Origin of the sequence: Enterobacter sp. LU1 (assembly GCF_008271405.2) — a bacterium.
Taxonomy (GTDB): Bacteria; Pseudomonadota; Gammaproteobacteria; order Enterobacterales; family Enterobacteriaceae; genus Enterobacter; species Enterobacter hormaechei_C.
Map to the genome: position 1 here is coordinate 195,927 of NZ_CP043438.2, position 17,590 is coordinate 213,516.

Here is a 17,590-nt window from a genome sequence, read left to right on the forward strand (position 1 = left end):
CCGGCAAGGTGTTAAATTGATCACGTTTTAGACCATTTTTTCGTCTGTACCACCAGAAAAGCAAAAGGCGAAAAAAGGGTAACGGTTATTTTTTGAAATACTGCGGGTCCGCTGCTTTTTGTGTTCTGACTGGCGTGCGACACCCGGAAACATCAGGCGATACGTCTTGTACCTCTATATTGAGACTCTGAAACAGAGACTGGATGCCATCAATCAATTGCGTGTGGATCGCGCGCTTGCTGCCATGGGCCCTGCTTTCCAGCAGGTATACAGTCTACTGCCAACATTGTTGCACTATCACCATCCGCTGATGCCGGGTTACCTTGATGGTAACGTTCCCCAGGGCATTTGCCTCTTCACGCCTGATGAAACCCAACAGCATTACCTGACTGAACTTGAACTCTACCGTGGTATGCCGCCGCAGGATTCGCCGAAAGGCGAGCTGCCGATTACCGGGGTTTACTCCATGGGCAGCACGTCATCGGTTGGGCAAAGTTGCTCTTCTGACCTGGATATCTGGGTCTGCCATCAGTCCTGGCTCGACAATGAAGAGCGCCAGCTGTTGCAGCGTAAATGCAGCCTGCTGGAGAGCTGGGCGGCGTCGCTCGGCGTGGAAGTGAGCTTCTTCCTGATTGATGAAAACCGTTTCCGCCATAACGAAAGCGGCAGTCTGGGTGGTGAAGACTGCGGCTCGACTCAGCACATCCTGTTGCTGGATGAGTTTTACCGTACTGCCGTTCGCCTGGCCGGGAAACGTATTCTGTGGAATATGGTGCCGTGCGATGAAGAAGAGAATTATGACGACTACGTCATGTCGCTTTACTCGCAGGGCGTTCTGACGCCAAACGAGTGGCTGGATCTGGGCGGCCTGAGCTCCCTGTCCGCCGAAGAGTACTTTGGCGCAAGCCTCTGGCAGCTTTATAAGAGCATTGATTCACCGTACAAAGCGGTGCTGAAAACCCTGCTGCTGGAAGCCTACTCCTGGGAATACCCCACGCCGCGCCTGCTGGCGAAAGATATTAAACAGCGTCTGCACGACGGGGAGATCGTCTCCTACGGGCTTGATGCCTACTGCATGATGCTGGAACGCGTCACCGAATACCTGACAGCCATTGAGGACGCCACGCGTCTTGACCTGGTGCGTCGATGTTTCTATCTCAAAGTCTGTGAAAAACTGAGCCGCGAACGCGCCTGCGTGGGCTGGCGTCGTGAAGTCGTCAGCCAGTTAGTCAAAGAGTGGGGATGGGACGAAGAGCGTCTCGCCATGCTCGACAACCGCGCCAACTGGAAGATCGATCAGGTGCGTGAGGCGCACAACGAACTGCTTGATGCGATGATGCAGAGCTACCGCAACCTGATCCGCTTTGCCCGCCGTAACAACCTTAGCGTTTCTGCCAGCCCACAGGATATCGGGGTGCTGACCCGTAAACTGTACGCCGCGTTTGAAGCGTTGCCGGGCAAGGTAACGCTGGTTAACCCACAGATTTCGCCTGACCTGTCTGAACCGAATCTGACCTTTATCTACGTGCCGCCGGGCCGCGCGAACCGCACCGGGTGGTATCTGTACAACCGTGCGCCAAGCATGGATTCGATCATCAGCCATCAGCCGCTGGAATATAACCGCTACCTGAACAAGCTGGTGGCCTGGGCCTGGTTTAACGGCCTTCTCACCTCACGTACCCGGTTGTTTATCAAAGGCAACGAGGTGGTCGATTTAGCCAAGTTGCAGGAGATGGTGGCGGATGTCTCGCACCACTTCCCGCTGCGTCTGCCTGCGCCGACGCCAAAAGCGCTCTACAGCCCGTGTGAGATTCGCCATCTGGCGATCATCGTCAACCTGGAATACGACCCGACGGCGGCCTTCCGCAATCAGGTGGTTCACTTTGACTTCCGCAAGCTGGACGTCTTTAGCTTTGGCGAGCAGCAAAACTGCCTGGTGGGCAGCGTGGATCTGCTGTACCGCAACTCGTGGAACGAAGTGCGTACCCTGCACTTTAACGGCGAGCAGGCGATGATCGAGGCGCTGAAAACGATCCTCGGCAAGATGCACCAGGACGCCGCACCGCCGGACAGCGTGGAGGTGTTCTGCTACAGTCAGCACCTGCGCGGCCTGATTCGTACCCGCGTTCAGCAGCTGGTGTCTGAGTGCATCGAACTGCGTCTCTCCAGCACCCGACAGGAAACCGGGCGCTTTAAAGCGCTGCGCGTCTCCGGCCAGACCTGGGGGCTGTTCTTTGAGCGCCTGAACGTGTCGGTGCAGAAGCTGGAAAACGCCATTGAATTCTACGGCGCGATTTCACACAACAAACTGCATGGCCTGTCGGTTCAGGTGGAAACCAATCACGTTAAGCTGCCGCAGGTGGTGGATGGCTTTGCGAGTGAAGGGATTATTCAGTTCTTCTTCGAAGAGTCGGGCGATAACGCCGGGTTTAACATCTACATTCTGGATGAAACCAACCGTGCCGAGGTGTATCACCACTGCGAAGGCAGCAAAGAGGAGCTGGTGCGCGACGTCAGCCGCTTCTATTCGTCCTCGCACGATCGCTTTACCTACGGCTCAAGCTTTATCAACTTCAACCTGCCGCAGTTCTACCAGATTGTGAATGTGGATGGGCGAGCGCAGGTGATCCCGTTCCGTACGCAGGCGATTACCCCTGCGGCGCCCGCTAACCAGGAAACTGCGCCGCTGTTGCAGCAGTATTTTTCCTGAGGCTTTTCGCCGGGTGGCGCTATCGCTTACCCGGCCTACGTTTGAGCCGCTGTTGCCGGGTGGCGCTATCGCTTACCCGGCCTACGTTTGAGCCGCTGTTGCCGGGTGGCGCTATCGCTTACCCGGCCTACGGTCCGAGCCGCTGTTGCCGGGTGGCGCTGACGCTTACCCGGCCTACGGTTTGAGCCGCTGTTGCCGGGTGGCGCTGACGCTTACCCGGCCTACGGTTCGAGTCGTTGTAGGCCCGGTAAGGCGTAGCCGCCACCGGGCAACGCAACTACCTGAAACTCACGTCCTCGCCCGCCTGCGCCGTCGCTGCCTGCTCCAGCAGATCCCAGAACGTTTCGCCGCTGCGATCGCAGACCCACTCGTCACCTTTCAGATCAAAGTGATAGCCGCCCTGTTTCGCCGCCAGCCACACCTGGTGAAGCGGCTCCTGACGGTTAATAATAATCTTGCTGCCGTTTTCGAAGCTTAAGGTCAGGATCCCGCCGTTGATTTCACAATCGATATCGCTGTCGCCGTCCCAGTCGTCGATACGCTCTTCGATGGTCATCCACAGGGTATCGGCAAGGCGATGAAATTCACTGTCGTTCATGGTTTTATTCCTGTTTTTCGTGATGGCGGCAGTATAACGCTAAATAATTCCCGTTGCAGGAAAGCGGCAAACTCTTGCTTTTGTGTCTTCTCCTGCGATGATAGAAACAGATTTGAACTTACGGGCAACCTCTACATGAAAAACGTCTTCCGAACGCTTGTCGTTCTTGTCACTCTGTTTAGCCTGACCGGTTGTGGACTGAAGGGACCACTGTACTTCCCGCCAGAGGATAAAAACGCACCACCGCCGACAAAACCGGTGCAAAGTGGTATCGAGTCATCTACGCCGGATACCAACGATCGCGGCAATAACGGCGGCCCGACTCAGGTCAATCTCTGACAATTACGTTCTGTACCCGCGCAATGGAGCAAATGATGCAGTTCTCTAAAATGCATGGCCTTGGCAACGACTTTATGGTCGTCGACGCGGTAACGCAGAATGTCTTTTTCTCCCCGGAATTGATCCGTCGCCTGGCGGATCGACACGTGGGCGTGGGGTTTGACCAGTTGCTGGTGGTGGAGCCGCCTTACGATCCTGACCTGGACTTTCACTACCGCATTTTTAACGCCGACGGCAGCGAAGTTTCCCAGTGCGGCAACGGCGCGCGCTGTTTTGCCCGCTTTGTTCGGCTGAAAGGGCTGACCAACAAGCGCGATATCCGCGTCAGCACCGCCAACGGCCGGATGGTGCTCAGCGTCACCGACGACGAACTGGTGCGCGTGAACATGGGCGAGCCGAACTTCGACCCCTCTGCCGTGCCGTTTCGCGCCAACAAAGCGGAAAAGACCTATATTATGCGTGCCGCCGAGCAGACAGTATTGTGCGGCGTCGTCTCGATGGGTAACCCGCACTGCGTGATTCAGGTGGATGATGTGCAAACCGCGGCGGTTGAAACGCTCGGCCCGGTGCTGGAAAGCCACGAGCGCTTCCCGGAGCGGGCGAACATCGGTTTCATGCAGGTGGTGAAGCGTGAACACATTCGCCTGCGGGTTTACGAGCGCGGCGCGGGCGAAACCCAGGCCTGCGGAAGCGGTGCCTGTGCGGCGGTGGCCGTCGGTATCTCACAGGGGTTACTGGCAGAAGAGGTTCGCGTGGAATTACCGGGCGGACGTCTTGATATCGCCTGGAAAGGAGCGGGTCATCCACTGTACATGACTGGCCCGGCGACACATGTTTATGACGGGTTTATCCATCTATGAAGCAACCAGGGGAAGAACTGCGGGAACCTGTATCAGAGCTGGACGACAGCGCTGTTGTGGATTACCTGCTGCACAATCCTGAGTTTTTTATCCGCAATGCACGCGTCGTCGAACGGATGCGCGTGCCGCATCCGGTTCGCGAGACCGTGTCGCTGGTTGAATGGCACATGGCGCGCTCGCGCAACCACATCAATCAGCTCGAAGAGAACATGACGCTGCTGATGGAGCAGGCCAGCAATAACGAAAGCCTGTTCTACCGTCTTCTGCACCTTCAGGCGCGTCTGGCTTCCGCGCACAGTCTCGAAGAGTTCCTCAACCGCTTCCACCGCTGGGCGCGCGAGCTGGGGCTGGCAGGCGCGACGATCCGTCTCTTCCCTGACCGCTGGCGCATTGGCGCGCCGTCCGGGTTTACCCATCTGGCGCTGAGCCGTCAGGCGTTTGAGCCGCTGCGCATTCAGCGTCTGGGCCATGAGCACCACTATCTGGGGCCGCTTAACGGGCCAGAACTGCTGGTGGTGCTGCCGGAAGCCAAAGCTATCGGCTCGGTGGCGATGTCGCTGATGGGGCGCGATGGTGACCTGGGCGTGATGTTATTTACCAGCCGCGACGCGCATCATTATGAACAGGGGCAGGGCACGCAACTGTTGCAGGAGATCGCCCTGATGCTGCCTGAGCTGCTGGAGCGCTGGATTGAGCGCGTATGACGGACGGATTGCTCGCCACTGACGTCAACCGCTTTCTGCGCTATCTGGGCATGGAACGCCAGCTCAGCCCTATTACGCTGCTCAACTATCAGCGTCAGCTTGATGCCATCATGCAGATTGCCGATGAAATCGGCCTGAAAAGCTGGCAACAATGTGACGCCGCCACGGTACGCGGGTTCGTCGTGCGTAGCCGTAAAAAAAATCTCAGCCCGGCGAGCCTGGCGCTCCGGCTCTCTGCCCTGCGCAGTTTCTTCGACTGGCTGGTCAGTCAGGGCGGTCTGAAAGCCAACCCGGCAAAAGGGATCGCCACGCCGAAAGCCCCGCGTCATCTGCCGAAAAATATCGACGTCGACGACGTAAACCGCCTGCTGGATATCGATCTTAACGATCCGCTGGCCGTGCGCGACCGCGCGATGCTGGAGGTGATGTACGGCGCGGGCCTGCGTCTCTCTGAGCTGGTGAACCTCGACTTAAAGCACCTCGATCTAGAATCCGGCGAGGTGTGGGTAATGGGCAAGGGCAGCAAAGAGCGCCGCCTGCCGATCGGCCGCAATGCGGTCTCCTGGATTGAGCACTGGCTGGACCTTCGCGGGCTGTTTGGCGCCGACGAAGATGCGCTGTTCCTGTCGAAACTCGGCAAGCGGATCTCGGCGCGTAACGTGCAGAAGCGCTTTGCGGAGTGGGGCATTAAGCAGGGGCTGAACAGCCACGTTCACCCCCACAAGCTGCGCCACTCCTTTGCGACGCACATGCTGGAATCAAGCGGCGACCTGCGCGGCGTACAGGAGCTGCTTGGTCACGCGAATCTGTCGACCACCCAAATCTATACCCACTTAGACTTCCAACACCTTGCCTCGGTGTATGACGCGGCGCATCCACGCGCCAAACGGGGGAAATAATGCGTTTTTACCGCCCACTCGGTCAGATATCAGCCCTGACGTTTGACCTTGATGACACTCTTTACGATAACCGCCCGGTGATCCTGCGTACCGAGCAGGAGTCGCTGGCGTTTGTGCAGAACTACCATCCTGCGCTGAAAGCGATGCAGAACAAAGACTTCCAGCAGCTGCGTCAGTCCCTGCGGGAAACCGAACCGGAGATTTACCACGACGTGACCGAATGGCGCCGCCGTGCGGTTGAGCAGGCGATGCTCAACGCCGGCCTGAGCGCGCAGGATGCGGCCACGGGGGCCGAAGCGGCCATGGAAAACTTCGCCAAATGGCGCAGTCGGATCGACGTGCCGCAGGAGACCCACGACACGCTGGCGAAGCTCGCCGAAAAGTGGCCGCTGGTGGCCATCACCAACGGCAACGCTCAGCCTGAACTGTTTGGTCTGGGGAACTATTTTCAGTTCGTGCTGCGCGCGGGCCCGCACGGACGCTCGAAGCCGTTCAACGATATGTATCATCTGGCAGCGGAAAAACTGGATTTGCCGCTCGGTGAGATCCTGCACGTGGGCGACGACCTGACCACGGACGTCGCCGGGGCGATCCGCTGCGGCATGCAGGCCTGCTGGATCAAGCCGGAAAATGCCGATCTGATGACTACCCCGGATAGCCGTCTTCTGCCGCACGTGGAAATTTCACGGTTGGCATCCCTCACGACGCTGATATAATCATCAATTGTTCTGTATAAATTAACAGGGTTTTGGCGAATGGAAACATTTGCCTGCCCGACATGACGTGACGGTGCCAATGGACGTTTCTTACCTGCTCGACAGCCTTAATGATAAACAGCGTGACGCGGTTGCCGCCTCGCGTACAAACCTGCTGGTACTGGCTGGAGCGGGCAGTGGTAAGACGCGCGTGCTGGTTCACCGTATCGCCTGGCTACAGAGCGTGGAGAACTGCTCGCCGTACTCGATTATGGCCGTGACGTTCACCAACAAGGCGGCGGCGGAGATGCGCCACCGTATCGCGCAGCTGATGGGCACCAGCCAGGGCGGCATGTGGGTTGGCACCTTCCACGGCCTGGCGCACCGTCTGCTGCGCGCGCACCATATGGACGCTAACCTGCCGCAGGATTTCCAGATCCTCGACAGCGAAGATCAGCTGCGCTTGCTGAAACGCCTGATCAAGGCGATGAACCTCGATGAGAAGCAGTGGCCGCCGCGTCAGGCGATGTGGTACATCAACGGTCAGAAAGACGAAGGGCTGCGTCCGCATCATATTCAGAGCTTCGGTAACCCGGTCGAGCAGACCTGGCAGAACGTCTACAAGGCCTATCAGGAAGCGTGCGATCGCGCCGGTCTGGTGGATTTCGCCGAGCTGCTGCTGCGCGCCCACGAGCTGTGGCTGAACAAACCGTATATCCTGCAACACTACCGTGAACGCTTTACCAACATCCTGGTGGACGAATTCCAGGATACCAACAACATCCAGTACGCCTGGATCCGCCTGCTGGCCGGGGATACCGGCAAGGTGATGATCGTAGGCGATGACGATCAGTCTATCTACGGCTGGCGCGGCGCGCAGGTGGAGAACATCCAGCGCTTCCTCAACGATTTCCCCGGCGCGCAAACCATCCGTCTGGAGCAGAACTACCGTTCTACCAGCAACATTCTGAGCGCGGCCAACGCCCTGATTGAGAACAACAACGGGCGCCTGGGTAAAAAGCTGTGGACCGATGGCGTCGACGGCGAACCGATTTCGATTTACTGCGCCTTCAACGAGCTCGACGAAGCCCGCTTCGTGGTGAACCGCATTAAAACCTGGCAGGAGAACGGCGGCGCGCTGGAGCAGTGTGCCATTCTCTATCGCAGCAACGCCCAGTCGCGCGTGCTGGAAGAGGCGCTGTTGCAGGTGAGCATGCCGTACCGCATTTATGGCGGTATGCGCTTCTTCGAACGTCAGGAGATCAAAGATGCGCTCTCGTATTTGCGTCTGATTGCCAACCGTAACGACGATGCAGCGTTTGAGCGCGTGGTGAACACGCCGACGCGCGGCATCGGCGATCGTACGCTGGACGTGGTGCGTCAGGCCTCGCGCGATCGTCAGCTCACGTTGTGGCAGGCGTGCCGCGAGCTGTTACAGGAAAAAGCCCTTGCCGGGCGCGCCGCCAGCGCATTGCAGCGCTTCCTGGAGTTAATCGACGCGCTGGCGCAGGAAACGGCCGACATGCCGCTGCACGTCCAGACCGACCGGGTGATCAAAGATTCCGGCTTGCGCACCATGTACGAGCAGGAAAAAGGCGAGAAGGGCCAGACCCGTATTGAGAACTTAGAGGAACTGGTGACGGCAACGCGCCAGTTCAGCTACAACGAAGAAGACGAAGACCTGATGCCGTTGCAGGCATTCCTCTCTCACGCCGCGCTGGAGGCGGGTGAAGGGCAGGCCGATACCTGGCAGGATGCGGTTCAGCTGATGACCCTGCACTCCGCAAAAGGTCTGGAGTTCCCGCAGGTGTTCATCGTCGGGATGGAAGAGGGGATGTTCCCGAGCCAGATGTCGCTGGATGAAGGCGGGCGTCTGGAAGAGGAGCGTCGTCTGGCCTACGTGGGCGTGACCCGTGCGATGCAGAAACTGACCCTGACCTACGCGGAAACTCGCCGCCTGTACGGGAAAGAGGTTTATCACCGTCCGTCGCGCTTTATCGGCGAACTGCCGGAAGAGTGTGTGGAAGAGGTGCGCCTGCGCGCCAGCATCAGCCGTCCGGTCAGCCATCAGCGTATGGGCTCGCCGATCTCTGAAACCGACACCGGTTACAAGCTGGGCCAGCGCGTGCGCCACTCGAAGTTTGGCGAAGGCACCATCGTCAACCTGGAAGGCAGCGGCGAGCACAGCCGTTTGCAGGTAGCGTTCCAGGGGCAGGGGATCAAATGGCTGGTGGCAGCCTATGCCAAGCTGGAAAGTGTGTAACTTTCAGAAAAATATCACTATTTTGTAATAATCTGCTAGCCTTATACGTTGAAGGTCAATTAATGCCCTTCAGCGTTCCGTTGCGTGTTGACGCCACAGTTATTGCTGGCGTAACATGCGCGCACGATTACGCTAAGAGGACATTCGCCTTGGACACACCCAGTAGATACTGGCTCAATTCCCTGTCATCCAGGAACAACTCCTAAGGCTATCTCCTCTTGCTGATGGCCTTAGTGGTTGTCAGCGACTGCATCATTCCCGTCGCGCTGAGTCAGGCTGTTTAATGGTCTGAAACCCAATTTGTTTCTGTGTGCCCACCGAACTGTCCGATATTTTTTGCATTGGGAGTCCCGGTCATGTTGAGCGCATTTCAACTCGAAAATAACCGACTGACTCGGCTTGAAGCCGAAGAGTCACAGCCCCTCATTGATGCCGTATGGGTGGATCTGGTCGAGCCGGACGACGATGAGCGCCTTCGCGTACAATCTGAACTGGGGCAAAGCCTGGCGACACGCCCGGAACTGGAAGACATCGAAGCATCCGCCCGTTTTTTTGAAGACGAAGACGGCCTGCACATTCACTCCTTCTTCTTTTTCGAAGATGCCGAAGACCACGCGGGGAACTCCACCGTGGCGTTTACCATCCGCGATGGCCGCCTGTTCACCCTGCGCGAGCGCGAACTGCCTGCGTTTCGTCTCTACCGTATGCGTGCCCGCAGCCAGGCGATGATGGACGGCAACGCTTATGAGCTGCTGCTGGATCTGTTCGAAACCAAAATCGAACAGCTGGCGGATGAAATCGAAAACATCTACAGCGACCTGGAAAAGCTGAGCCGCGTGATCATGGAAGGCCATCAGGGCGATGAGTACGACGAAGCGTTGTCCACGCTGGCTGAGCTGGAAGATATCGGCTGGAAGGTGCGTTTGTGTCTGATGGATACCCAGCGCGCGCTGAACTTCCTGGTGCGCAAGGCGCGTCTGCCGGGCGGTCAGCTGGAGCAGGCGCGTGAGATCTTACGCGATATCGAATCCCTGCTGCCGCACAACGAATCCCTGTTCCAGAAGGTCAACTTCCTGATGCAGGCGGCGATGGGCTTTATCAACATCGAGCAGAACCGCATCATCAAGATCTTCTCGGTGGTGTCCGTGGTGTTCCTGCCGCCGACGCTGGTGGCGTCCAGCTACGGGATGAACTTCGAGTTTATGCCGGAACTGAAGTGGAGCTTTGGCTACCCGGGGGCGATTATCTTTATGATCCTCGCCGGGCTGGCGCCGTATCTGTACTTTAAGCGGAAGAACTGGCTGTAAAAATCTGGCGGGTGGCGCTGCGCTTACCCGCCCTACGATCGAATTCCCTCTCCCTGTGGGAGAGGGTTCCCCACAAAATAATGCCTGCACCCCAGCCCTCTCCCTTGAGGGAGAGGGCTGGGGTGAGGGGGAACATACGGCTCTGGTGGTCATTCCGTTCACTTTATGTTCCTTGCTACTCTGTCACGACATGACCGGTGAACGTGCCAGGGTGGCTCAGTCGCCACCACCCTGGCGACCCGGGCTTCCGGCGGAAAATCGCCGCTTCGCGGTGCCTTCGGCTTATTCCTTCCGGCTTATCGGGGACGGGCGGAGGTAACATCCCTGTAAAGCCCTCAGTTATTCTGAGGCAACGTTATCGCTTTTGCTTTCAAATTACTGGGGAACCCTCTCCCCTGTGGGAGAGGGTTAGGGTGAGGGCAACATCACAGCCCTTTGCGCACCCTGCGCTGGGTATAAATCGCATCCGCAACAAAGATGGCCAGCGCCACCCAGATAAAGGCGAACGTCACCATCTTATCCGCACCCGGCACCTCGCCGTAAAACACCACCGCCAGCAGGAACATCAGCGTCGGGCCAATGTACTGGAAGAAGCCCAGCGTGGAGAGGCGCAGACGCGTTGCCGCGCCGGTAAAGCACAGCAGGGGGATCGTTGTGACCACGCCTGCGGCCATCAGCATCAGGTTCAGCGACCATGGGTTGCTGCCCATGTGGCTGGTGGCGCTGTCGGCAATACCGAACAGGTAGATCGCGGCGACAGGCAGCAGCCACAGGGTTTCAAACAGCATTCCCGTCTGCGCTTCCACCGCAATCTTCTTACGCACCAGGCCGTAAAACGCAAAGCTGAACGCTAGCCCCAGGGCGATAACCGGCAGTGAGCCGAAGGTCCACAGCTGTACCAGCACGCCGCAGAAGGCCAGAATCACCGCCACCCACTGCATCCGGCGAAAGCGCTCACCAAGGAAAATCATCCCCAGCAAAATATTGACCAGCGGGTTAATAAAGTAGCCCAGGCTGGCTTCGAGCATGTGATGGTTATTCACCGCCCAGATAAACAGCAGCCAGTTTCCGCCAATCAGCACCGCAGAGAGAGCGAGCAAGAAGACCTTCTTCGGGGTTTTCAGCAGCGTTTTGACGCCTGACCACTGACGGCTGATACTCATCAGCGCAATCATGAAGAAAAACGACCAGATGACGCGGTGAGTGAGGATCTCGTCCGCCGGGACATAGGCGATAAGTTTGAAGTACGCCGGTGCGATACCCCAAATAAAATAAGCGGCAAGGGCGAGTAAAACGCCCTGCCGCGTCTGTTTAGCATCCATCGGGAAAATCCGTTACAAAAAAGTGAAGTAATTTTACCCGAATTTGCCGTCTCAACCCACCATATAAGTGGCGGTTGCGCTGGCGATATAAACCTGCTCTTCGTTATGCAGCTCAACGCGGGCGACGGCAACTTTATTCCCGGCGCGCAGCAGACTGCTGGTGCAGGTGAAGCGGTTTCCGCGTCCCGGACGCAGGTAGTCGACGCGTAAATCGATGGTGCCCATGCGCGACAGGCGCTGGCGTAACTCATCTTCGTTGATGGTGTCATGGCGCGTCAGCGTGCTACCCACGCACACCAGACCGGCCGCCACGTCCAGCGCGGAGGCAATGACCCCGCCGTGCAAAATGCTTTGCGCCCAGTTACCGACCATCATTGGCTGATTATTGAAACTCAGCTGAGCGAAGTCTTTTTCGTATCGCTCCAGCTCAAGACCCAGTGCACGGTTGAACGGCATGTGGTACACAAAAATCTCGCCCACGAGCTTTAAGGTTTCTTCGGCGGTGAGTGTGGCTGACATCTGACGTGGCATCCTTTTTGTTAACAAAATGTTGATTTTATGCTTCAGGATAAAGGAATGCCACTTTAAGAAACGAGGAAGCGGAAGTTATCGCAGAAGTCTGTAGAATGCCCGGACAAAACTATTCATTAAATGTCACCATTTCAGGAGAACACCACCGATGCGGACGTATCTGGGTTGGTTACTGGCGGCGGTTGCGCTGCCCCTCACAGCATATGCGCAGGAAGCGACGATCAAAGAGGTGCATGATAAACCTGCCGTTAAGGGCAGCATCATCGCCAATATGCTTCAGGAGCATGACAATCCGTTCACGCTGTACCCTTATGATACAAACTACGTGATCTACACCCAGACCAGCGATCTCAACAAAGAGGCGATAAGCTCCTATAACTGGTCTGATAATGCGCGTAAAGATGAGGTGAAGTTCCAGCTCAGCCTCGCCTTCCCGTTCTGGCGCGGCATCCTGGGGCCGAACTCGGTGCTTGGCGCGTCTTACACGCAGAAGTCATGGTGGCAGCTCTCCAACAGCGGGGAATCTTCACCGTTCCGCGAAACCAACTATGAACCGCAGCTGTTCCTCGGTTTCGCCACCGATTATGAGTTTGCAGGCTGGACGCTGCGAGACGTGGAGGTGGGCTATAACCACGATTCCAACGGTCGTTCCGACCCAACCTCACGCAGCTGGAACCGCATCTATACGCGTCTGATGGCGCAGAACGGCAATTTCATGGTGGAAGTGAAGCCGTGGTACGTGGTGGGCAGCACCGATGACAACCCGGATATCACCAAATATATGGGCTACTATCAGCTTAAAGTGGGCTATCAGCTGGGTGACGCGGTGCTGAGCGCCAAAGGCCAGTACAACTGGAATACCGGCTACGGCGGTGCAGAGCTGGGCCTGAGCTACCCGGTAACGAAACACGTTCGTCTTTATACTCAGGTGTATAGCGGGTATGGCGAATCGCTGATCGACTACAATTTCAATCAGACCCGCGTCGGTGTGGGCGTCATGCTGAACGATATTTTCTAAGCTGCTCGAATGTTTTTGCGTTAAACGTTGAAGTTTCTCTCTCAGGCGCTGAAAATAGCGCCTGTTTCATTTCTGGCATATGGGGTTAACGTGGCGCAGGCGGAAGTATTGAATCAGGAATCGCTGGCTAAACAGGTTTTGCAGGAAACCTTTGGCTACCAGCAGTTCCGTCCTGGCCAGGAAACCATCATTGAAACCGTGCTGGAAGGCCGCGATTGCCTGGTGGTCATGCCGACCGGCGGCGGTAAATCGCTCTGCTATCAGGTGCCCGCGCTGGTGCTTAATGGCCTGACGGTCGTGGTATCGCCCCTTATTTCCCTGATGAAAGACCAGGTCGACCAGCTGCTTGCCAACGGCGTGGCGGCGGCCTGCCTGAACTCGACGCAGACCCGCGAGCAACAGCAAGAGGTAATGGCCGGGTGCCGCACCGGGCAGATCCGCCTGCTGTATATCGCGCCAGAACGCCTGATGCTGGACAACTTCCTCGATCATCTGGCGCACTGGAATCCGGTGCTGCTGGCAGTGGATGAAGCGCACTGTATCTCCCAGTGGGGGCACGATTTCCGCCCGGAATACGCCGCGCTTGGCCAGCTTCGTCAGCGCTTCCCCGAGCTGCCGTTTATGGCGCTTACCGCCACGGCGGACGACACCACGCGTCAGGACATCGTTCGCCTGCTGGGGCTGAACGACCCGTATATTCAGGTCAGCAGCTTCGACCGCCCGAACATCCGCTATATGCTGATGGAGAAGTTCAAGCCGCTGGATCAGCTCTTACGCTACGTGCAGGAGCAGCGCGGAAAGTCCGGCATCATCTACTGCAACAGCCGGGCGAAGGTGGAAGACACCGCCGCGCGTCTGCAAAACCGTGGCTTTAGCGCCGCGGCCTATCACGCCGGGCTGGAGAACCATATCCGCGCCGACGTGCAGGAGAAATTCCAGCGCGACGACCTGCAAATCGTGGTCGCAACGGTGGCGTTCGGGATGGGGATCAACAAGCCCAACGTGCGCTTTGTGGTGCATTTCGACATTCCGCGCAATATCGAATCCTACTATCAGGAAACCGGCCGCGCCGGGCGTGACGGCCTGCCTGCGGAAGCGATGCTGTTTTACGATCCGGCGGATATGGCGTGGCTGCGCCGCTGTCTCGAGGAGAAACCGCAGGGGCAGTTGCAGGATATCGAACGGCACAAGCTTAACGCGATGGGGGCCTTCGCCGAAGCGCAAACCTGCCGCCGTCTGGTGCTGCTCAACTACTTTGGTGAAGGGCGTCAGGCACCGTGCGGCAACTGCGATATCTGCCTCGACCCGCCGAAGCAGTACGATGGCCTGATGGACGCGCGCAAAGCGCTCTCGACTATCGGACGCGTGAACCAGCGCTTCGGGATGGGCTACGTCGTTGAAGTGCTGCGCGGGGCTAACAACCAGCGTATCCGCGATATGGGTCACGACAAACTGCCGGTTTATGGCATCGGGAAAGACCAGAGCCACGAGCACTGGGTGAGTATCATCCGCCAGCTGATCCATCTCGGCTTTGCCACGCAGAACATTGCCCAGCACTCTGCGCTTCAGCTGACCGAAGCGGCGCGACCGGTCCTGCGTGGCGAGGTTGAACTGAAGCTCGCCGTTCCGCGCGTTGTCGCCCTGAAGCCGCGCGTGATGCAGAAATCCTACGGCGGTAACTACGATCGCAAGCTGTTCGCCAAGCTGCGTAAGCTGCGTAAAGCCATTGCGGATGAAGAGAACATCCCGCCATACGTGGTGTTCAACGACGCGACGCTTATCGAGATGGCCGAGCAAATGCCGCTCAGCGCCAGCGAGATGCTCAGCGTCAACGGCGTCGGCACGCGTAAGCTGGAGCGCTTTGGTAAAGAGTTTATAGCGCTCATCCGTTCCCACGCTGATGGTGATGATGAGGAGTAGTCAGCCGGGCGAAAAAGTGCCAGGATGGTGACTCACTGTATTATTTCCCCGCGAGCTAATTATGTTAATGCTATTTCTCACCGTGGCGTTAGTGCACATCGTTGCGCTGATGAGCCCTGGCCCTGACTTTTTCTTCGTGTCACAAACGGCCGTCAGCCGCTCCCGCAAAGAGGCAATGATGGGTGTGCTCGGTATTACCATGGGCGTCATGGTCTGGGCGGCGGTTGCGCTGCTCGGTCTGAACCTGATCCTGGCGAAAATGGCGTGGCTGCATAACATCATCATGGTCGGCGGCGGTCTGTACCTGTGCTGGATGGGCTACCAGATGCTGCGCGGGGCGCTGAAGAAAGAAGAGAAAAAGCCGGAAGAGCCAAAGGTTGAGCTGGCAACGGGCGGCCGTAGCTTTGTGAAAGGGCTGCTGACCAACCTGGCGAACCCGAAAGCGATTATCTACTTCGGCTCTGTGTTCTCGCTGTTTGTAGGGGATAACGTCGGCGCGGGCGCGCGCTGGGGGATCTTCCTGCTGATCGTTGTTGAGACGTTCGCCTGGTTTACCGTTGTGGCAAGCCTGTTTGCCTTACCGGCGATGCGTCGCGGCTACCAGCGCATCGCGAAGTGGATCGACGGCTTTGCCGGCGCGCTGTTCGCCGGCTTCGGCATTCATCTCATCATTTCTCGCTAAGCATGACGCGCTGACGCAAGCAGAGCGCCAACCAGCATAAACAGCGAACCAAAGACTTTGTTCAGGGCCTTCATCTGTTTAGGCCCTTTGATCCACGCCGCAATTCGCTGCGCCAGCGTCGCGTAACCAATCATCACAATGATATCGACAATAATGGTGGTCGCGCCCAGCACCACGTACTGCATCACCTGTGGCTGATGCGGCACGATAAACTGCGGGAACAGGGCGGCGAGGAACACGATGCTTTTCGGGTTGGTCAGGTTAACGAACACCGCGCGTTTAAACAGGTGGCCGCGTGTTTGCGTCCGGGAGAGCGTATGCAGATCAATCGAGCCTGCGGCGCGCCACTGCTGAATACCCAGCCAGATAAGATACGCTGCGCCAGCCCATTTCAACACCTCGAAGGCCAGCACCGAACGGGAGAACAGCGTGCCCAGACCAATCCCCACCAGCACAATATGAATGCCAAGCCCGGTCTGTAAACCGGCGATTGACGCCGCCGCGCCGCGATAGCCGTGATTAATGGAGGTGGTCATGGTGTTGATTGCGCCCGAGCCAGGTGAAAGGCTGAGGATGATGGATGTCAGCAGGTAGGCGAACCACCATTCGAAGGTCATTTGAAACTCCCGGATCGTCTGTTTTTATGCCACAATACGCTATTGTTGAGTCATTTTGTGACCGGTGACGAAAAAAACGATATTCCCTGAATTACGGGGGGTGGAAACCCAATGTTTCAGCAGAAAAAGGACTGGGAAACACGAGAAAACGCATTTGCTGCTTTCTCCATGGGGCCGCTGACCGATTTCTGGCGCCAGCGTGAGGAAGATGAGTTTATGGGCGTCGGGGAAATCCCGGTACGCTTCGTTCGTTTCCGTGATGAAAAAAATGACCGGGTGATTGTGGTCTGCCCCGGGCGCATCGAAAGCTATATCAAATATGCCGAGCTGGCGTATGACCTGTTCCATCTGGGCTTTGATGTGTTAATTATCGACCATCGCGGGCAGGGGCTTTCTGGCAGGATGTTGCCGGATACCCATCGCGGCCACGTGGATAACTTCAGCGATTACGTCGACGATCTGGCCGCGTTCTGGCAGCAGGAAGTGCAGCCCGGACCGTGGCGCAAGCGTTATATTCTTGCCCACTCCATGGGGGGCGCGATCTCGACGTTGTTTTTGCAGCGCCATAAGCACCAGTGTGACGCCATTGCGCTGACCGCGCCGATGTACGGCATTGTGATACGTTTTCCTGACTGGATGGTGCGCCATCTTCTCGACTGGGCTGAGGGCCATCAGCGCATTCGAGAAGGCTATGCCATCGGAACAGGACGCTGGCGGGCATTGCCATTTGCCATCAACGTGTTAACCCACAGCCGGCAGCGTTATCGCCGCAACCTGCGTTTTTATGCCGATGAACCGCGTCTGCGGGTCGGCGGCCCCACCTGGCACTGGGTGCGGGAAGGTATTCATGCCGGTGAGCAGGTGCTGGCGGGCGTAGGCGATGATGACACGCCGACGCTCCTGATCCAGGCGGAAGAAGAGCGTGTGGTGGATAACCGCATGCATGACCGCTATTGTGAACTTCGCGCCGCTGCGGGCCATCCCTGTGAAGGGGGTAAACCGCTGGTCATCAACGGTGCGTACCATGAGATCCTTTTTGAAAAGGACGCTATGCGCTCAGTCGCGCTCAACGCCATTGTTGAATTTTTCAACAGGCATAACTGATTATTGTTTTCCACCAGAGGT

At 57.5% G+C, this 17,590-nt stretch carries 17 protein-coding genes; 13 read left to right on the plus strand and 4 right to left on the minus strand.

Going from position 1 to position 17,590, the window contains the following annotated elements:
- The first annotated feature begins 166 nt into the window (after positions 1 to 166).
- Entirely contained in the window at positions 167 to 2,710 is a 2,544-nt protein-coding gene (cyaA, locus tag FZF21_RS00950; protein ID WP_017383591.1) for a class I adenylate cyclase, read from the plus strand.
- A 277-nt stretch (positions 2,711 to 2,987) separates the two neighbouring features.
- Here the strand turns inward: cyaA and cyaY are convergent, their stop codons facing one another.
- The gene (gene cyaY, locus FZF21_RS00955) at positions 2,988 to 3,308 is read right to left on the minus strand and encodes an iron donor protein CyaY (protein WP_003860816.1); all 321 of its coding nucleotides are present in this window, start codon (positions 3,306 to 3,308) and stop codon (positions 2,988 to 2,990) included.
- Positions 3,309 to 3,443: 135 nt separating this feature from the next.
- Here cyaY and FZF21_RS00960 point away from each other — a divergent pair, with 135 nt between their 5' ends.
- The 8 genes from FZF21_RS00960 (at position 3,444) to corA (ending at position 10,375) form a co-directional block, all read left to right on the plus strand.
- Positions 3,444 to 3,647 carry a lipoprotein gene (locus tag FZF21_RS00960; RefSeq protein ID WP_003860815.1) on the plus strand — a complete coding sequence of 68 codons (204 nt, stop codon included), beginning with the start codon at positions 3,444 to 3,446 and terminating at the stop codon, positions 3,645 to 3,647.
- Between the two features lie 35 nt (positions 3,648 to 3,682).
- Positions 3,683 to 4,507 carry a diaminopimelate epimerase gene (dapF, locus tag FZF21_RS00965; RefSeq protein WP_017383590.1) on the plus strand — a complete coding sequence of 275 codons (825 nt, stop codon included), beginning with the start codon at positions 3,683 to 3,685 and terminating at the stop codon, positions 4,505 to 4,507.
- Positions 4,504 to 5,211, plus strand: coding sequence for a DUF484 domain-containing protein (locus FZF21_RS00970; RefSeq protein WP_015570007.1), 708 nt, complete (start codon positions 4,504 to 4,506; stop codon positions 5,209 to 5,211). The genes dapF and FZF21_RS00970 overlap by 4 nt, the downstream gene beginning before the upstream one ends.
- On the plus strand, positions 5,208 to 6,110 hold the full coding sequence (xerC, locus tag FZF21_RS00975) for a tyrosine recombinase XerC (RefSeq protein ID WP_149121122.1): 903 nt from the start codon (positions 5,208 to 5,210) through the stop codon (positions 6,108 to 6,110). The genes FZF21_RS00970 and xerC overlap by 4 nt, the downstream gene beginning before the upstream one ends.
- Positions 6,110 to 6,826, plus strand: a complete 717-nt coding sequence (gene yigB / locus FZF21_RS00980; protein WP_017383587.1) for a 5-amino-6-(5-phospho-D-ribitylamino)uracil phosphatase YigB — start codon at positions 6,110 to 6,112, stop codon at positions 6,824 to 6,826. The genes xerC and yigB overlap by 1 nt, the downstream gene beginning before the upstream one ends.
- 79 nt (positions 6,827 to 6,905) lie before the next feature.
- Positions 6,906 to 9,068: a DNA helicase II gene (gene uvrD / locus FZF21_RS00985; protein WP_149121389.1), complete on the plus strand. Its 2,163-nt coding sequence runs from the start codon at positions 6,906 to 6,908 to the stop codon at positions 9,066 to 9,068.
- 149 nt (positions 9,069 to 9,217) lie between these two features.
- The gene (ysgD, locus tag FZF21_RS22150; protein ID WP_212743980.1) at positions 9,218 to 9,274 is read left to right on the plus strand and encodes a YsgD/CorL family protein; all 57 of its coding nucleotides are present in this window, start codon (positions 9,218 to 9,220) and stop codon (positions 9,272 to 9,274) included.
- A 150-nt stretch (positions 9,275 to 9,424) separates the two neighbouring features.
- Positions 9,425 to 10,375: a magnesium/cobalt transporter CorA gene (corA, locus tag FZF21_RS00990; RefSeq protein WP_003860807.1), complete on the plus strand. Its 951-nt coding sequence runs from the start codon at positions 9,425 to 9,427 to the stop codon at positions 10,373 to 10,375.
- 425 nt (positions 10,376 to 10,800) lie between these two features.
- Here corA and rarD read toward each other — a convergent pair whose 3' ends face one another.
- Together rarD and yigI are read right to left on the minus strand one after the other, a co-directional pair.
- Positions 10,801 to 11,697: an EamA family transporter RarD gene (gene rarD / locus FZF21_RS00995; RefSeq protein ID WP_017694744.1), complete on the minus strand. Its 897-nt coding sequence runs from the start codon at positions 11,695 to 11,697 to the stop codon at positions 10,801 to 10,803.
- Positions 11,698 to 11,748: 51 nt separating this feature from the next.
- Positions 11,749 to 12,216: an acyl-CoA thioesterase YigI gene (gene yigI / locus FZF21_RS01000; RefSeq protein ID WP_006812366.1), complete on the minus strand. Its 468-nt coding sequence runs from the start codon at positions 12,214 to 12,216 to the stop codon at positions 11,749 to 11,751.
- Between the two features lie 160 nt (positions 12,217 to 12,376).
- On the opposite strand from yigI, the gene pldA reads away from it, so the two are divergent.
- The 3 genes from pldA to rhtC all read left to right on the plus strand — a co-directional run bounded on the left by pldA (position 12,377) and on the right by rhtC (position 15,848).
- Entirely contained in the window at positions 12,377 to 13,246 is an 870-nt protein-coding gene (gene pldA / locus FZF21_RS01005) for a phospholipase A (protein ID WP_003860803.1), read from the plus strand.
- A 90-nt stretch (positions 13,247 to 13,336) separates the two neighbouring features.
- On the plus strand, positions 13,337 to 15,166 hold the full coding sequence (recQ, locus tag FZF21_RS01010; protein WP_063946237.1) for an ATP-dependent DNA helicase RecQ: 1,830 nt from the start codon (positions 13,337 to 13,339) through the stop codon (positions 15,164 to 15,166).
- 61 nt (positions 15,167 to 15,227) lie between these two features.
- Entirely contained in the window at positions 15,228 to 15,848 is a 621-nt protein-coding gene (rhtC, locus tag FZF21_RS01015) for a threonine export protein RhtC (protein ID WP_006179256.1), read from the plus strand.
- Here the strand turns inward: rhtC and rhtB are convergent.
- Positions 15,845 to 16,465: a homoserine/homoserine lactone efflux protein gene (rhtB, locus tag FZF21_RS01020; RefSeq protein WP_006812363.1), complete on the minus strand. Its 621-nt coding sequence runs from the start codon at positions 16,463 to 16,465 to the stop codon at positions 15,845 to 15,847. The two genes, rhtC and rhtB, sit on opposite strands and share 4 nt — an antisense overlap.
- A gap of 111 nt (positions 16,466 to 16,576) precedes the next feature.
- Between rhtB and pldB the strand changes: the two genes are divergently transcribed.
- Complete coding sequence (pldB, locus tag FZF21_RS01025; RefSeq protein ID WP_015570002.1) at positions 16,577 to 17,569, plus strand: lysophospholipase L2; 993 nt, start codon at positions 16,577 to 16,579, stop codon at positions 17,567 to 17,569.
- Positions 17,570 to 17,590: the final 21 nt, after the last annotated feature.

Coding starts and splice junctions, on each gene's coding strand:
- cyaY (WP_003860816.1), bottom strand. CDS start 3,308: ATGAACGACAGTGAATTTCATCGCCTTGCCGATACCCTGTGGATGACC.
- FZF21_RS00960 (WP_003860815.1), top strand. CDS start 3,444: ATGAAAAACGTCTTCCGAACGCTTGTCGTTCTTGTCACTCTGTTTAGC.
- dapF (WP_017383590.1), top strand. CDS start 3,683: ATGCAGTTCTCTAAAATGCATGGCCTTGGCAACGACTTTATGGTCGTC.
- FZF21_RS00970 (WP_015570007.1), top strand. CDS start 4,504: ATGAAGCAACCAGGGGAAGAACTGCGGGAACCTGTATCAGAGCTGGAC.
- xerC (WP_149121122.1), top strand. CDS start 5,208: ATGACGGACGGATTGCTCGCCACTGACGTCAACCGCTTTCTGCGCTAT.
- yigB (WP_017383587.1), top strand. CDS start 6,110: ATGCGTTTTTACCGCCCACTCGGTCAGATATCAGCCCTGACGTTTGAC.
- uvrD (WP_149121389.1), top strand. CDS start 6,906: ATGGACGTTTCTTACCTGCTCGACAGCCTTAATGATAAACAGCGTGAC.
- corA (WP_003860807.1), top strand. CDS start 9,425: ATGTTGAGCGCATTTCAACTCGAAAATAACCGACTGACTCGGCTTGAA.
- rarD (WP_017694744.1), bottom strand. CDS start 11,697: ATGGATGCTAAACAGACGCGGCAGGGCGTTTTACTCGCCCTTGCCGCT.
- yigI (WP_006812366.1), bottom strand. CDS start 12,216: ATGTCAGCCACACTCACCGCCGAAGAAACCTTAAAGCTCGTGGGCGAG.
- pldA (WP_003860803.1), top strand. CDS start 12,377: ATGCGGACGTATCTGGGTTGGTTACTGGCGGCGGTTGCGCTGCCCCTC.
- rhtC (WP_006179256.1), top strand. CDS start 15,228: ATGTTAATGCTATTTCTCACCGTGGCGTTAGTGCACATCGTTGCGCTG.
- rhtB (WP_006812363.1), bottom strand. CDS start 16,465: ATGACCTTCGAATGGTGGTTCGCCTACCTGCTGACATCCATCATCCTC.
- pldB (WP_015570002.1), top strand. CDS start 16,577: ATGTTTCAGCAGAAAAAGGACTGGGAAACACGAGAAAACGCATTTGCT.